General features: G+C 48.0%; 15 protein-coding genes. 3 read left to right on the top strand and 12 right to left on the bottom strand.

Translation table 11 applies throughout. The annotated features are described in order from the left end of the window. Positions 1–38: 38 nt before the first annotated feature. From HMPREF0868_RS00235 to mtaB, 8 genes are all read right to left on the bottom strand, one after another. Entirely contained in the window at positions 39–3,218 is a 3,180-nt protein-coding gene (locus HMPREF0868_RS00235; RefSeq protein WP_012992690.1) for a hypothetical protein, read from the bottom strand. 12 nt (positions 3,219–3,230) lie between these two features. Further along, complete coding sequence (locus tag HMPREF0868_RS00230; protein WP_012992689.1) at positions 3,231–4,265, bottom strand: CPBP family intramembrane glutamic endopeptidase; 1,035 nt, start codon at positions 4,263–4,265, stop codon at positions 3,231–3,233. Positions 4,266–4,291: 26 nt separating this feature from the next. Then, positions 4,292–5,380 (bottom strand): DUF2156 domain-containing protein, encoded by a 1,089-nt coding sequence (locus HMPREF0868_RS07725; RefSeq protein WP_012992688.1) that lies wholly within the window; start codon positions 5,378–5,380, stop codon positions 4,292–4,294. Continuing rightward, complete coding sequence (locus HMPREF0868_RS00220) at positions 5,377–5,778, bottom strand: DUF1292 domain-containing protein (RefSeq protein WP_012992687.1); 402 nt, start codon at positions 5,776–5,778, stop codon at positions 5,377–5,379. Before HMPREF0868_RS00220 ends, HMPREF0868_RS07725 begins: the two co-directional genes overlap by 4 nt. Before the next feature lie 6 nt (positions 5,779–5,784). Then, positions 5,785–6,219 (bottom strand): DUF1292 domain-containing protein, encoded by a 435-nt coding sequence (locus tag HMPREF0868_RS07720; protein ID WP_012992686.1) that lies wholly within the window; start codon positions 6,217–6,219, stop codon positions 5,785–5,787. A 61-nt stretch (positions 6,220–6,280) separates the two neighbouring features. Beyond that, on the bottom strand, positions 6,281–6,703 hold the full coding sequence (ruvX, locus tag HMPREF0868_RS00210; RefSeq protein WP_012992685.1) for a Holliday junction resolvase RuvX: 423 nt from the start codon (positions 6,701–6,703) through the stop codon (positions 6,281–6,283). 82 nt (positions 6,704–6,785) lie between these two features. After that, complete coding sequence (locus tag HMPREF0868_RS00205) at positions 6,786–7,049, bottom strand: IreB family regulatory phosphoprotein (RefSeq protein WP_012992684.1); 264 nt, start codon at positions 7,047–7,049, stop codon at positions 6,786–6,788. A gap of 101 nt (positions 7,050–7,150) precedes the next feature. Further along, positions 7,151–8,542, bottom strand: a complete 1,392-nt coding sequence (mtaB, locus tag HMPREF0868_RS00200; protein ID WP_012992683.1) for a tRNA (N(6)-L-threonylcarbamoyladenosine(37)-C(2))-methylthiotransferase MtaB — start codon at positions 8,540–8,542, stop codon at positions 7,151–7,153. An 84-nt stretch (positions 8,543–8,626) separates the two neighbouring features. On the opposite strand from mtaB, the gene HMPREF0868_RS00195 reads away from it, so the two are divergent. Continuing rightward, entirely contained in the window at positions 8,627–8,857 is a 231-nt protein-coding gene (locus HMPREF0868_RS00195) for an HPr family phosphocarrier protein (protein ID WP_012992682.1), read from the top strand. A gap of 166 nt (positions 8,858–9,023) precedes the next feature. Here HMPREF0868_RS00195 and HMPREF0868_RS00190 read toward each other — a convergent pair whose 3' ends face one another. The 3 genes from HMPREF0868_RS00190 to HMPREF0868_RS00180 all read right to left on the bottom strand — a co-directional run bounded on the left by HMPREF0868_RS00190 (position 9,024) and on the right by HMPREF0868_RS00180 (position 12,262). After that, entirely contained in the window at positions 9,024–10,976 is a 1,953-nt protein-coding gene (locus HMPREF0868_RS00190) for a ribonuclease R family protein (protein ID WP_012992681.1), read from the bottom strand. Between the two features lie 775 nt (positions 10,977–11,751). Continuing rightward, the gene (secG, locus tag HMPREF0868_RS00185) at positions 11,752–11,994 is read right to left on the bottom strand and encodes a preprotein translocase subunit SecG (protein ID WP_012992679.1); all 243 of its coding nucleotides are present in this window, start codon (positions 11,992–11,994) and stop codon (positions 11,752–11,754) included. A gap of 61 nt (positions 11,995–12,055) precedes the next feature. Next, positions 12,056–12,262, bottom strand: coding sequence for a hypothetical protein (locus tag HMPREF0868_RS00180; RefSeq protein ID WP_012992678.1), 207 nt, complete (start codon positions 12,260–12,262; stop codon positions 12,056–12,058). A gap of 121 nt (positions 12,263–12,383) precedes the next feature. On the opposite strand from HMPREF0868_RS00180, the gene HMPREF0868_RS00175 reads away from it, so the two are divergent. Next, positions 12,384–13,532, top strand: a complete 1,149-nt coding sequence (locus HMPREF0868_RS00175) for an iron-containing alcohol dehydrogenase (RefSeq protein ID WP_012992677.1) — start codon at positions 12,384–12,386, stop codon at positions 13,530–13,532. A 160-nt stretch (positions 13,533–13,692) separates the two neighbouring features. Here the strand turns inward: HMPREF0868_RS00175 and HMPREF0868_RS07715 are convergent, their stop codons facing one another. Beyond that, positions 13,693–15,186: a tRNA nucleotidyltransferase/poly(A) polymerase family protein gene (locus HMPREF0868_RS07715; RefSeq protein ID WP_049778992.1), complete on the bottom strand. Its 1,494-nt coding sequence runs from the start codon at positions 15,184–15,186 to the stop codon at positions 13,693–13,695. Between the two features lie 93 nt (positions 15,187–15,279). Here HMPREF0868_RS07715 and HMPREF0868_RS00165 point away from each other — a divergent pair, with 93 nt between their 5' ends. Next, entirely contained in the window at positions 15,280–16,329 is a 1,050-nt protein-coding gene (locus HMPREF0868_RS00165) for an alpha/beta fold hydrolase (protein ID WP_012992675.1), read from the top strand. Positions 16,330–16,412 lie beyond the last annotated feature (83 nt).

The following is a 16,412-nucleotide window of genomic DNA, read 5'->3' as shown; positions in this document are numbered from 1 at the left end:
CCACCCTGCGCCAGACGATGCACCGCTCCCGAACAACACTAGTTTTCCGGCAAACTCCCATTCAAAGTGATAACCCCATCCGGGGGAATTTTCAGACTAAAGTCCCCATTGCTAAAACTATCACTTGCCAGCCGCTTTCCATTTCCGTCATAAACAGTTTCCTTCAACTTAAATTCCTTCTGCTTAAATTTCAAATTCAAGTTGACCTCAATCGAACTATTATTCGTAAAAATCAAACTGACTTTCCCGTCACCACCGACGGAACCGAACGCATCAATTTTTTCACGGACCGCCGTATCGATATTGCTTATCTCAGGTTGTTGACGAATCGAAATCCGATGCAACCCATTCCCTTCCGCCTGATAAATCGACAAAAGACTCCCCAACAACTCATTCTCCGCCGCCTCATGCCTCAGCGGCAATTTATAGTTGATTTGCGTCAATACCTTTCCCTTACCAGCCAAAACAATTTGCGCTAATTTCGCCAGACGCGGACGTTTCCCATTGATTGCCTCCAGCGAAGCCTCACTTATCAGTTCGTGCCCGCTTTCACCCACATAACCCTGCCGCGGCATTATGCTTATCAACGCATGATAAACGTCTTCAGCCGATAAACCCTCGGCAAAACCTGCCGTCAAAGCAGTCGCGTGTTCATCAGCCGCCGATAATTTTTCATTTTTGTTATAATTCATGCCGTCAACAAAAAAAAGCTTATTCTTCACTTCTTGATAGTAAGAGGATATTTTAAATTTACGCAAAATATTATCGACACTGTCAGCACGATCACGATCAGATAAAAGACCGCCGTCTTCATCGGCAACCTCAATAAAAATCCGCTTAAAACTCAATGCCCACGGCGCAGGATGACCTTGTCCCCGCCTTATTTCACCTTTGCCGGTATAAACAGAACCAACAAGATACTCCAGCAAATCATCTATTTCTTCAGCTGATACATAAGGATTGATCACCAACCAAACATTGGTGCGCAGACTTTCGGCCAAGGCAAGACCATCATACAAAGTGTAGGCGACAGCACCAAAACTCTTATTATTCAAAATAAGCCACGCTTCCATATTACGCTTAGTAAGCCAACTGAATTCCGGATAGCCGTTACGCCCGATGTTCAACCCATTTAGCCGCAATAAACTCGGAGCAGGAGCCAATTCTTTAAGTTGCTCTGTGCGCATCGTTCCTATATTATTGTTCTCAGCTAAGCCAAAATACACATTGTCGATACCCATGCTGTGCGCCGTGCGCAATTGCCAAGTAAATTCCGTCTCTTTGCCGGAAAAGTCCGGATCTGAAACCAGCTTAAATTCATAAGTTTGCCAAACGTTGCTTAAATTACTCAAATGAAAAATGGCGGCCGTCTTACCTCCACGCACGCTTAATTCAGGCGTGAAGCCACCCCCTACGTCCTCGTCTAACAACTTTGCCCGCAGACGCAACAAATAAACCCGGCGTTTGAGAAAATTGTTGCCATTCAAAACCATCTTTTGCTGTAAAACAAGGTCATGCTCAGCTGCATTTGCGTCCGCTTCTCCCTCTTCCGCAGCAAAGCCTGCGCCCGGAACCACATCTACTGCTACAGATCCGTTTCCAATACCACCAAAACCACCCCCGGCCGGCATTTCCGCCGGAGTTACCTGCTCACCTTGCTCGGCACGATTAGCTCGCTTAGGATGCAACTCCAAATAATTGTCATAAGAAGAATTACTGTCCGCCGCGCTTTGAATATATCCGGTCGCCTTAGCCGTTCCATTTGCCACATGCCAAAACAACGGTACCCCCTCCGGCTTCAAATTCCTACTTATAATCAAACGGTCACCGGCCTGAATATTATTCAGCTCCCGATCACCTTTAAGCCGCAAACCCGCTGTCAGCTGGTAACGTATAATCGCCCGATCAGCTGATACCGTCAAAAAATTGGCTCCCGGCAAAAGCATCGCTCGCTTTACCGAATCCAACCCATCTTGCAACTGCTTTAGTTCATCCCTGCCTACATCATACGCCCACAACCCGGCCTCCGCCAAAACGAACCCCAGCTTGTCTGTCGAAAAAACGATCATTTGCTCGATCTTAAACGGCTTTCCGGCTAAAACCGCCTGGACATCTGGATTTTCAATTAAAGGATGCCGATTCACTATTCGGAACCCGTTCATAAAATTCCCGACCTCGATTTCACCGCGCGACGAAACCATGAACAAGTTATCGCCATGAACAACTGTACGTGTCGGAACAATATTCGGAACAAAATTCGCCGCAGGCCAGGCCTCATCCCCCGCCTTTTTCACCCATCGCGGCCGTCCCTGCTGATCCAACGTCAAAAATTTTTGCTGAAAACACACTGTGCTTTCCGGCCTCAAATCTCGGCTAAACTTCCCTTGATGCACCTCACGATTACTGTCGATAAAAGTTAAATCATGACGGTTATTTAACAAAACAAACTCGGTTGCAGAAGCCGCCATATAATCAATTTTGCTTGCCCCGGCAAACTTCTGCCAATGCTGACCGTCACTGCTACTCCACACCTCGCCGCGCCCCGAACGCGCCAAATATCCGGCGGAATTTCCCACAACCTGAACTAAATCGTCATCCGTAAAAGCCGAAATAATTTCACTTGACGTTGTTTGCGAATGATATATAACCAAGCCGCCACTACCGACCCATACACAATCCGACGTTCCGCCATTTTCGTTGTATCTGAAGGCCCCATCCTTTATTTCACCCTCATATTCAATTTCCATATCATGAGGCTGCCGAAAAATCAAAGGATTGATGCCGATAATACTGCCGCTTTGCTCATGATCGTGCTGACTATGCATCGGCCTCACTTTTCCGCCGATTAAGCTGGTAGTGTAGGGTATTTCATCCGGCTTTATGTTCAAAGGCAACTCCGGCCCCAGTGCTGTTTTATATACCACGGGAGCGGAAAATTTAGCGGCAAAACTATCGAACTCGCCGTTGCGAATTAAATTGTCACCCTGATGATGATCCCAAGTAACGCCAACCCCGTACCAACTGAAAGCTGACCTGTAGTTATCCGGACGCAAATCAACACTGTATTCCAAACGATTTGTGTCACCAATCAATTCATTGAGATAGGTCAAGATCCCAGCAACCGGAATCAGTACTGCCAAGACCGCCACACTTACGAGCTTTACCCGACGGTTGCGCGCGACCTGAGCTATTCTTTCTTTTAGGAGGTGGCGTAACATGGTAAATCTCCGTTATAATTTCGGCCTTGTAGCTCCTTGATCTGCCGGAGCCGCAGTATCCGAACCAGTCACATTTGTGACATTTGCTGCACTTGAGCCAAAACCGGCACCCGTACTACCCGTATGCAGGTCACCGCTACCACCGACCCCATTCATTTCTTGTTGGGCAACCTGCGCAGCCCAAACCGCCGATCCCCGGGCCACCGTTTCCCCTTTCCGCCGCAGTTTAGCTAACCCGACCAAGGCAAACGGACTCAGCACCAACAAAGCATACATAGCGATTGTGTATATTGCCGTACCCTTGACATCGTCTTTCAGCCAAGTAGAAAGCGCCCCACCCAGCAAATTGAAAACTATGTGCATAAAAATAGAGGCCCAGATAGATTCCGTCCAAACATACACCAAGCCTAAAACAATGCCCAAAATCCCCGCGTAGATAGATTGAATCCAATCGGCGTGAAAAAGCCCGAACAAGATCCCGGCCATCACCGCCGCCACCGTAGGCTTCAAACACAGTTTAAACTCGCTTAAAACGATTCCGCGGAATAGAAGCTCCTCGGCAAACGGCACCAAAATGCAAGTGCTCAACACCATCAACAAAAATCGTTCCGGCGACTCGAGCGTAGCGATCAAGGTCTCATATCTTTCCACATTGGCCGCCCAAAAAGAAAAGTGATTGCCCAAAATCCGAGCCAGATTCAGCCAAAGCGTAGCCAAACCGACACCGCCGCCAGCAACTACCACCAGCAAAGGTAAACTTAATAGATGCGGCAACCGAGTGAAGAGATATGGTTTCCCTCGCCGCCGGCAAAAATATAGGATTACCGCAAACAAGATAATTTGTATCAAAGAATATATTAAGCCAACCATATTATCCGTAGCCGTTTCAACAATGAACTCAGGTGATAACGTCTGATGTGTTGTCAAAACCGCATATATACCATAGACGGTTGCCGCAACAATAACCGTAATCAAGAAAAGGACTAAGCCCATCAAAGGAATAAAAATATTGCCGATCGTAAAATGTAAATTTTTGCGTTTATTCATACCTGTGCCATTTTAACCCTTCCAATTCATCGGAGACGATAGATCCACACTTCATATTTATTGATTTTCTTCAACGGGTGATAAGACATTTTTGCCTTGCGCAAATGCGGCAAACCGATATCCTCCTCACGATTTACGAATCTTACATTAGGGAATTCATTGCGTAAAGTCAACGCGTTGATCGCTACGTAGGCATCCTCATGCCCAACCGCCGCTTTTTCAAAATGACAGAAAACGCAGTCATCCCCATTTTGCGAATATGCGGCAAAAGCCAACAGCTCACCGTTTTCGCGGATTGTGCCACCCCTGGTTAGCAATTGGGGAAAGGCCGCAAAAAACGCGGCTATGGCCGGGCTATCGCCCTGTTTGATATTATCCGGGTCCTTACCGGCCGCCAAAGCAGATACCCTGCTGAGTAATACGGCATCGGGCCCATCGCTTGCCTGCAACGGAGCATAAACGGCATTCGGATGATCATTCATAAACTGAGTTAGATGATTTCGTTTCGCATGCAAAGCCTTGCCGGCCAGCGTCCGCATTTTTTCCCCATCATAGAAGTAATCCGAATAATCCGGATTATAATATACTTCCGTCCGGTAACCTTTTAAGTTCGTAAAGTATGACAGTTGCGTTTCATCTACAAACATAAACCGCAAAAACGGGCTGTTTCCCTTATCTGCACCCGGGATTTCTTCCTGAGCAAGTGTCGGCACCGGCAACTCACAAAACTCCCCGTTCTCACCGGTAGTTATATATCTATAGTTCTGTAGATTTTCTTTACGCGGCAATACCGCGGACAACGCCGCATACGGATCCCAAAGCACATCGATGATCGCTTGCAGATCCGTGCTACCATGCAACCCCACCGGTGCCGCAAAATGAAAATCGGTAAAACGGTCATCATAAGCAACTACCACCAACGTATCCGCTATTACCGCCTTATGATAATTGAAACCACCGTTCCAGGCAATTCTGCTATTAAAACAAATGTCTGATATATATATGGGATTGCGGTTATAATATTTTAAATATAAGTCGCGGTCAGCAACTTCAAGCTTAGTAAATTCTATCGGCCCTGCCACGGCAAAAGGATTTTTCTCTGTCGGCAATTTCATTTACTGTATATACTTCTCTCGTATCTGATACTGAACGCGTCAAAAGCTGCATTCAGTTCACTCCGGTCCCGGATTGACTCAAAAAGCGAGTTTACACTCTGCCCGTCACCACTAATCACTCGCAATATAACCAACTCAGGTAAAGTCGTCTGTCGCTTATCCGGCAAGGGGAACAAAGCGATATAATTTCTACCGTTTAATGCAAAACGGTCGATTATGTCCATATAAAACTCTACACCGGTATCAACATCTTCCAATACGGCCAATGTTTCTTCTTCGCCGTCACGGGCAACGATCGCCGCCGCCATCTGCTGCTCGGCCGCCGGCGGCAAACGCCGCGAGTTTCTTAGCCCACGCGGCGCTTGACCGGAAGTTACGGATCTTCTAAACAGAGACATGATCTCTTATTCCTTTCCGCCCTCAATAACGTACTCGGATCCGTCGTCATCTTCATCATCCGCTTCAGCCAAAATTCTTTCATATTCAGCTGATACGCGGTCATATTCTTCATCTTCCAAACTCATAAAATAGTCATTGTCATTCTCATCGGTGACCACTTTAACAATTAAAGCTTCAGGGTCTTTGTCCACTGTCAAAAGTACGCAGTAAACCTCGCCTTCAAAATCGAAATCGTCAACTATTGAGAATTGGTACTCTTCCCCGGTTTCTTCATCGACCATGGTGACGATACTTTCACCGATTTCGCCTTCATCCTCACAGCCACAGCCGCAACCGCAAGAATGTTCATGTTCAAGGTCGTGCTCATGCTCGTGTTCTTTCGTATGGCCGCAACCACAATCACACTCGTCAGAATAAAAAATATTGTTTAAATTTAGCATAGGAGTTCCTCCGTATTGTCATATATTTTCGATTATAGCATACATTCCGCTTGTAAAGCAGTCAGAGACGCAGGCTCTCCAAAAAATCCTGCAAAATAATTTCCGCCGCCACCTGATCTACCACACTGCGTTTTTGCCTTTTTTTCACGGTAGATTCATTTAAAACCCGATGTGCTAAAACCGTAGTGTACCGTTCATCGCGCCAAATGATGTTCAAACCGGTAAGTTCTTGCAAAAGATCACCCAACTGACGCGCTTTCTCCTCACTTACACCGATTTTCCCATCGGTACGCCGTGGTAAGCCAATAACAATAGCCGCGACGCCGTTTTGCTTGGCCAACTCGCAAATGCGGTTCACCGGCTTAGTAAATTCTTCACCGTTCCAACAAATTGTTTCAATTCCCCGCGCCGTTATACCCAAAGCGTCACTGACAGCAACGCCGATGCGAGCCTGGCCATAGTCTATGCCCAAATACTTTTCCATAAATGTTATTAAATATCGCCGTTAATATTTGTTATGTCACTTAGTTTCACTGCGATTGTTGCAACTAAACAGTACCGTCCATTCAGCCATCCTGCCTCAGACTTGCTATATACTTTTGCAGTATTACTTCCAGCAGCTCATCCCGTTCCATACGCCGAATCACTCCGCGTGCATTGGCGTAATTAGTGATATATGTCGGATCATCGGACAAAAAATATCCCACCAATTGGCTGACAGGATTGTATCCCTTCTCCTCCAAAGCGGCCAGGACTTGACGCATAATTTCGGCTGCTTCAGCTTGTTTATCTTGACCTAGAACAAATCTGGTCGTCCTACTGTCATCCATAATTATCTCCTTTTCCGGCACATCATCTGCCATTCTTATAATAATATTTTATCAGGCGCAAAAATATTATGGTGTATAACTTTTTAACTATTCGTAAAAAATCAGCTCAGCGGTCGGCCGATGAAACGACCGTTGCGAATTCCTATCAGCCGCACCGGAATAATCAATCCCGACTTGAGTTCGGAGGTGTCAAACCCAAGCACAATCGGATCGTAATTCGGCGCGTAACCTTCGAAATAACCTTCTTTATCTCTTTGCTCAAGCAAGACAAGATCATTCTTGCCCTGTCGCCGTGCCTGATGCGCCGCCTGCAATTCGGCCGCCACCTTTGCCAATTCTTCTGCCCGGTAAGCAGCCACACTTGCTTCAACCTTACCTTCAAACTGCGTCGCTGCCGTTCCGGCACGCTCAGAATAACGGAAAATGTGCATACGGGTAAACGACATTTCTCGACAAAAAGCGACAGTTTCTGCAAATTCTGCCTCCGTCTCGCCCGGGAATCCGACAATTATATCTGTCGTAAGTCCCAGACGCTCACCATACGCCGCCCGCAACCCGTTCACGACTTGACGATAATTCTCTGTAGTGTAACGCCGACGCATCCGCCGCAGAACCGTATCGCTGCCACTTTGCAACGACAAATGGAAATGCGGGCAAAGCTTGGGATTGGCTGACGCCGCCTCTATAAAAGCCGCTGAAACCGACAAAGGCTCAAGCGATCCCAGACGAATACGTTCCAAGCCCGGGAGTTCCGCTAATTTTGCGCAAAGCGAAGTGAGAGCAGTGGAACTTTCGCCCCGGTCACGTCCGTAAGAACAGACGTGGATACCGGTAATTACGACCTCTTTAAACCCTGCCGCCGCAATTCCGCGGCCCTCGCGCAAAATCGATTCCTCGCTACGACTGCGCACCCGACCCCGGGCGAACGGAATAGCACAGTACGAACAGAAATTATTACACCCATCTTGTATTTTTATGTAAGCCCTAGTTTCGCTTTGCTGATCTACAGCACCAAAGTCCTCAAAATCAGGGGCATCGGCAAGTGCCAAAGTTTGGATCATGTCCAGGCGAGCCGGCCGTGCATCTGCAGCAAAATTGTGTTCGGCCCATTCAGCCCGGAAATGCTCCACTGCTGCAAAAACCCGCTTTTTCCCCTGCGTTCCGACCACAATATCAGCCGCAGAACATTCGCCGCCCAGTTGAACGTGGCACCCCATCACCGCCACCACTGCTGCCGGATTTTTTTTACGCGCCCGCCGCAACATTTGCCCAGATTTGCGACCGGCCTCCCCGGTAACGGCGCAGGTGTTAAGAACATAGATATCGGCAACGCTATCGAAATCGACCACCTCGTAGCCGGCCGTAGCAAACTGCTGTGCCACTGCATCCGTTTCATAGCGGTTAACCTTACACCCCAAGTTAAACAACGCCACCGTCGGACGCTTCTCACCCTGAACCATATTTCCCAGAATATTTTCCTGACCTTTAGACATCTGACTTATCCTTTAAATCTACTAAATTTATTCATCATTTGACAGTTATCGTTTTTCGTTGCAAAATAGCCGTAGGTAAAAAACATGAAAATAGGCAAAATTTTATTTAAATCAACCACAGATATTGTTAATTTCGTCCATATTGTCAATCGTTATCCCTACCGGATCGACTTGGTCAGCGGCAACTACCGCGTTGACGGCAAGTCAATCATGGGTATTTTCAGTCTACCGCTAAGCACTGCCGTCCAATTCGAAATATACGCCGATGATTGTACCGACTTGACGCAAGCTTTACAACCCTTCGTTGTCGCTTAATTTTTAACACCTTAACCTTATCGCTTAACTTTCCCGGAAATCGGCCTTTTTAACTTTGGAGGCAGTTTGACGCACTCATGCTTATGCGCTGGAACCTGAAAGCTAGGGCCTGGAGCCCGGAGCTTGGAACCTAGGGTCTGGAGCCCGGAACTTGGAACTTGGATCCTTAGCGTTTTTTGTGTTCGTGACGGTTGGCCGCGCAATCACGACACCTGCCGCGCGAAGACTTCTGCCTGTCGCCGATTCCGCCACCGCCTTTTCGCCGCTCACTCGCCTTAATTCGCCTTGCCTTCCCCCGTTTGTTTTGCTTTTTCCCAGATATCAAACCGGATGTTTTCAATACCTTGCCACGCCGCCGATTATCCATTTCATGCAACAAATGAAAATCAACCCTTTGCCGCAAACGATCGACCGCCGCCACCTGCACTTCAACCGCATCGCCGATCTGCCAAACACGCCCACTGCGCTCGGCCGAAATCACAAAATCGCCATCATTGTAACGATAGTACTCCGACAAAGTACGGAACGGGACCATACCCTCAATCGAATTAGGCAGGTGAACAAAAATTCCGGCCGCCCCAAAACCCGAAATAATCGCCGGATAGATCTCCCCCAACCTTTCCGCCATATATTCGGCAATTTTCAAATCACAAGTATCGCGCTCTACGCTGACCGCTCGCCTTTCCGCCTCTGAGCAGCTGACTGCCAAAACAACCGCTTTGGACTGCCATTTTTTGAAGAGCACCCGCCCATGCAAATACCCCTTAATCACCCGATGAATGAACAAATCCGGATAACGCCGAATCGGGGAAGTAAAGTGACAATAATACTTAAGGGCCAAGCCATAATGCCCCTTACATTCTGCATCATAACAAGCCTTGGCCATGGCTCGCAGCAAAATCTGCGCCAAAACTTGTCCGGCCGGCAGTTTAGCTAATTGCCGCAACAACGCTGCTTGTTGAAAGCGATCGGTAGCCAAATCACCTCGCACCGTCATGCCTAGCCGCCGACACAGCGGAATCAAGGCCTGCAATTTTTCCTGATCCGGATTTTCATGAATACGATAAATGAATGGAGCCTCCAAACCGGCGAAACGTTCCGCTACAAATTCGTTGGCCGCAACCATATATTCTTCAATCAAATTATTTGCAAATGTGGTTTCATAAGGATAGATGTTTACCGGCTTCCCATCTGCATCAAGCTCAATCTTGGTTTCTGGGAAATCAAAGTCAAATCGGCCGGCTGCGATTCTTCTGGCAGAAATCTTTTCCGCCAAAACGCGCATCGCCTGCAAATACGGAAACATTTTTGCGTAATCGGGCGTCGGTTCTCCCGACATAAGCACTGCATATACGGTCTTATAATCAGCTCGCAAATCGGATTTTATCACACTTTCAAATATGTCGCCACCGACGCGTTCCCCGGCCGCTGTATAATCCAAACGAACGGTCAGTGCCAGCCGATCCACTTGCGGGTTCAAGCTACAAATTCCATTAGAAAGCCGTACAGGCAACATCGGCACTACTCGATCAACTGGATAAATACTCGTACCGCGTCTGGCCGCCTCCATATCAATCGGGCTGTCCTCTTTCACATAATGACTGACATCAGCAATATGTACGTAAAGCCGGTAGCCGCCGGATGGCAAAATTTCTATTGAAAGCGCATCATCAAGGTCTTTTGCTTCCACCCCGTCAATTGTTAACGTCGGCAGAGTCCGCAAATCGTGACGCCCATTGTTCAGTTCGGCAGCAATTATTTCCGTGTCCAATTCACGCGGCAATTTTTCCGCTGCCGCTTTTACCGCATCGCTAAAATCCGTTGGAACATCATATAATTTGTAGATAGCCTGCATACCCAAATCCGGGTTATCTGGTTCGCCCAAAACCTCCAGCACTTCCGCCAAAATAGGCACCGTGTCGGGCGGGGTCAAAATTTTGGCCACCACCAGCATGCCTTGCGGAGCCCCATGCAGACAACGCGGCGAAACCGTCGCCGTACCGGCTACAGGACCGGCAATAATCTGCAGTTCACAACCAATCGCGGCAGGGCGCAATATGCCGACCACTTTCGTAGTTTCACTTTTATCAACATTACGTACAGTTTCCATGAAAATCATTCACCTCCCCGATGTTATGTCATTTTAAGTTAAAAATTTAACGTGTCACCGATGATCCGCTCTCAATCTGAGACGCGCCCGGGGCGCACAAGTAATAGGTATCACGATCAAAGCTTTAGCCAGAACTCGAAAACTTTCAACTTGTCGCCGCAACAAAAAAATCACCGCATTCGTCTGCAGTGATTGATTATAAAGTCGATAAATATGGAAACATAGCATACATTTTGCCTGCCCTCGTGCTCTAGAGGCCTCGTACACTCGTACAATCGTAAACTCGAAACTCGTACTACAAGCCGCACCGTCGGTTGTCGCTTGTCTGCTATTCTACCGTTATAGCACTTGCACCGGCGCATCTGCATTCACTAGTCACCTTATTTGTGCGCTAACCGAGCACCGAACCAGCGTTTCTCATGCACAGGCCTGCATTACAGAATAAGAAATCTACGCACAGCCAGTCTCAACTGCTATCGAATTCCGCCTGCTTCTGACCTAATAGTCCAACCTTTGTTGAGCTGAACCTCAATCGTGTTTTCAGCCTATTAGCCTTACACCTGCCAAGTTATTGATCCGCCCACGTTCTAGGCATCTTTCTGGCCTGCGTGGCACCAACGGGACTGCCATTTTCCCGGTTAAATTTATGCTGGTGAAACCACCGTCTACCGGTTTCCAACCTACTTCCTTTGCGCGGCTGCCCAGTAGCCTAAACAGATCAAACCATACCATTATCAGCAATCACAAACGCCGGCAGATGCGAAAACCGAACCGGAAACGCACGTTATTTGCTGGTCAAGAGGAACAGCACCACCGTTAAGACCGCGAAAATAATTGCCAAGGTAGTGGTTAATTTTTTCAACAGATTATCGACGCTACGACCCTTGTGACTGCCGAAGAAAGTGTCCGCGCCGCCGGCAATCGAGCCTAAACCTTGCGCATTGCCTTCCTGCGAAATAACCAAACCAATCAATGCAATACAGATAATAACATCAATAACTCCCAGAACCACTGCTAATGTATTCATAAACATCTCCTACAATCGTACTTATCAATCTATGCTGACGATTATTCCATCGTACCATAAGCTAAACTTTATGACAAGATAAACTACTTTCCAAGGCACGCCAATTTACAACAATTTTGATAGTATGATAGTTAATACTTAGCCAAAACTTGTATCCCCCGCACATAAAAGCAAAAATTCTTAATTTTTTACCCACACGCCACTTAGCCCGCCGAAACTTCACCACAATAGCAAGCAAGAAAATATATTTATCCTTGGCTAACTTCATTTTTCCCTGCTTTTTCTAGCAAAACAGCCCGTGTGTTATATAGAGCTAACTTTACTTTTCAATATGTTTTGACTTATCCTGACATCAGGAAATAATTTTCACACAAAAAGGAGAAACTGTTATGGCTATTTTTTCTGTACCCAAACAAATCGTTCATGGCAAAGACGCCTTGGAACATTTATCTACATTAGAAGGCAAGCGCGCCGTTCTAGTTACCGGCGGAAGCTCGATGAAACGCTTCGGCTTTCTGGATCAGGCCAAAGCTCAACTCGAAAAAGCTGGCATGGAAGTTGCTATAATTGACGGTGTTGAACCCAATCCTTCGATCAAAACCTGTAAAGAAGGTGGCGCTCGCATGGCTGAGTTCAAACCGGACTGGATCATTGCTATCGGCGGCGGCTCCTCACTTGACGCAGCCAAAGTCATGTGGGTGTATTACGAATATCCCGATTACGATTTCATGAAACTCGTCAATTTTGAATTCCCACAATTGCGTACCAAAGCTAAATTAGCCTGCATCCCTTCAACTTCCGGAACCGCTTCGGAAATTACCGCTTTCACAGTTATTACGGATACAGAAAATCACATTAAGTATCCTATTGTTTCCCCTCAGATCGTCCCTGATGTGGCGATTTTGGATCCCAAGCTGCCGGCCACCATGCCGCCGAAAATCACCGCTGCCACTGGTATGGACGTTCTCACCCACGCCATCGAAGCCTATGTTTCGACCGCAGCTGATGAATATACCGACGCTCTCGCTTTAAAAGCTATCCAATTAGTTATAGAGTATCTGCCGACCGCTTACCGTGAAGGTGACAACATGGAAGCCCGTGAAAAAATGCATGACGCATCTACCATCGCAGGTATGGCTTTCTCCAACTGTTCACTCGGTATCGTACACTCCTTGGCTCACAAAATCGGTGGTGAGTTTGGGGTTACCCACGGAGAAGCCAACGCCATTCTGTTACCTTATATAATTGACTACAACCGTCGTGGAACCGAAAAATACACTCGCTTAGAAGGTATTTTAGGTATCAAAGACATCGCCGAATTGGTTCGCCATCTGAACCTGCAAGTAGGAATCACTTCTACTTTCCAAGCCGGCCGTAACACCGTTATCGAAGAAGCAGATTTCAACCGAGTTCTGGATCGCATGAGCGAAAACGCTTTCAACGATGCTTGCACACTCACCAACCCGCGCAAGACCTCACCGGCTGACGTCAAGAAGATCTACACCGCCGCTTACTACGGCACCAAAGTCGACTTCTAAATCTAACACTTGGCCATAAAATCAGGGAACGACCTCGCCGAATCCGGCTGAGCTTGTACCTCATAAAATCACTGAAAAACGACTCGGACGTCTTTGCCCGAGTCGTTTTCTTATGCACCATAAACCGGCGTCACCATGCCAATCATCGCTCGCTTGCGGCTCACATACAACTAAAGTTTTCAGCCTTGATATCGGCCACTGTCATAGCTATAGCTTGGTGCCTGCTCAAACCGCCGCGGCGTAAATTTTCCGCTCTTTCCAGCCAGCAACCGAAACGCGGCCCCGGCTCAAGTCCCTCCGCCACCAGGTCACGCCCCTGTATTGGGGGGATTTTTTGTAAAGTCTCAAATATCGTATAGCTTGCCCACCAAACAGCCTGCTGCCTTCGGGCTTCGCTTCGATTCGTCAACAAATCAAGCGTTTTCGCCAAAAGCAAAAGATCACGAGGCACGGCAGCCTTAAACCAGCAGCGGTTAATTTCCGCCAGTTTCGGGCAGTAAGTTGTCAAGCCCCAACCTTCGTCCGGCTGTTCAGGCAAGTCAGCTGCCGTAGATCGTAAAAACGCTGCCAAGTTAGCATCATTTTTATCAAAAACGTTCTTTAAATGATAGAATTCCGTGAGCTGAGTCAAAACATATTTTTGTATATTTTTTGCGATCCCCAGTCGCTCCAGCAATTTTGCTGCCGCTGCTAGCCCAAAGTTCCCCTCTTCCCCCAGCTCGCTTCCCAAAACTGCCAGCATAAATCCATACTGCACCGAGCTCTCCTCCCGGAACCGCGCCCCCCGATCCAGCACCGCGACCAGTTGCCGCATAGATTTCACTGCCGCCACTTCACCGAACCAAGGGCGCAGCTGCTCGACTGCGGCCAAAAAAGTGAAAAAATTCCCCGGTTTTCCACCTTGCACCAAAGCCTTATGCAACTCCGCCGCCACCCGTTCCCGTGGCAAGGTGACCAAAGACATTTTCCGGCATATATCGACTAATTCATCTGTCGCCCGACAATCAAAACGCGCCGCAAACTGGGCAGCCCGAAAGACACGCAAAGGATCTTCCCCGAATCTACCAGCCTCCACAAAGTGCAACCGCCCACGTGCCAAATCATCCCGACCGCCATAAGGATCGAAAATTTCGCCCGTCAACGGATCCTCCATGATCGCATTAAAAGTGAAATCTCGCCGCGCGGCTGCCAGTCGGCAACCCAATTCCGGCTTAACCGCCACCGCAAAATCACGATGCCCTGCCCCGACGAGCCTCTCCTCTCGCGGTAAAGCCACATCAATATTCGTACCGCTAAGAGTATAGATCCCGAAAGCTTTGCCCACCGTGTCAATTCGTCCGAGCTTAGCCAAAACCGCCTGCAGTTCGGCTTCACCAAGGCCATGCACTTCAACATCGTAGTCTTTCGGTTTTAACCCCAAAAGTTTGTCCCGGACGCAGCCACCGACTGCCCAAGCCCGCCCGCCGGCTGCTCGCACCGCCTCCGCCAAACGCTGTACCATGACTTCATCCGTCGCGCCAACTGCCGACACATCCGTCGCGCCAACCGCCGACACACCCGCCGCGCCGACTGCCGAAACAGCCACAGCCACCGGAACATCTGTAGCTGCCACTCGCCCGATTACAATCGAATTTTCAGATTTATTTCTATTCATATTAGGAATTATACACATAACTCCGCAACAATGCCGCCCAAAAAATGTTATAATTTGTACAAATAGGTAAAAACAGATCCTAAAGGAACAATTATGACTCAACATAATCTACAACCAGCTTTTACTTCACCGCTGCTACCAACTTGGCCGAATGAAAATTTCGCCGCCGTTATGGAGAACCGCATTCGCCCCTATTTAGCGCGAGAAAGAATGTCGGACTTTGTCGCTTCCGGAGCTCGCCGAATTTATTACGAATCTTATCACGGATCTTTACCATCGTCTCACGCCATCATCATCGTCCACGGTTTCTGCGGTTTCACACGTAAATATGAAGAAATGATCTATCTATACCGACGAGCCGGCTACGATGTTTACATTGCCGATAACTACGGCCACGGCTTTTCTACGCGCGGAGTGAATGATCCGTCTTTAGTTGACGTTGCCGACTACCGCACCTATGTTGACGATTTGCACGCCCTAATAGCGGCTGCCGTTTTGCCGCTCAACTACAAAGAAATCATTCTTTTCGGCCATTCCATGGGCGGAGCGATAGTCAGCCTGTTTTTGTTGCGCTATCCCTACCTATGCCGAACGGCCATTTTGTCTTCTCCGATGCTGGGCATCAATTCCGGCTTTTGTCCCGCTTGGCTGTTGGAACTCATTTGCCGCCTAAAAGTCGCCTGTGGAGCAAAACCTGACTATATCAAAGGCCAGCATCCATTCCCCGAGCAACCCGACTTTGACGGCAGCAGCTGTTCATCAAAACCACACTATGATCACATTTTTGCTTGGCGACAGACTGAGCCGAAATACCGCACCCACGGTGCCAGTTGGCAATGGATGGGCGCGTCCCTTAAAGCAATACGCCAAATACAACGGCATGCCGCCGACATTTCCGCCCGCATTTTGCTTTTGCAGGCCGGTGAAGATAAGCTGGTCCCGGCGGCGGCGCAAATCAAATTTGCCTCCAAAGCGCCAAATGTAAAGCTTAAACTGATTGCCCATAGCCGCCACGAAATTTACAACGCCTGTTTACCGGAACGCTGTGAATACTATCAGGCAATAGCCAAATTTTTGGCTCAAACTTCCGGAGAAGATCGTACATCAACCGGTGAAGCTGAAACACGAGAATCCGGCAACTAAGGCCACTGATTCCAGTACTGAAACACGCCCAGCTAGCACTTAGCCGAAACTTAAACAAACACCCTGAACAAACTCAATCGGAG

The sequence above is a fragment of the Mageeibacillus indolicus UPII9-5 genome (assembly GCF_000025225.2).
GTDB lineage: Bacteria > Bacillota > Clostridia > Saccharofermentanales > Fastidiosipilaceae > Mageeibacillus > Mageeibacillus indolicus.
Note: the sequence above shows the minus strand (reverse complement) of the source record. Positions and strands in the feature narration are given on the sequence as shown.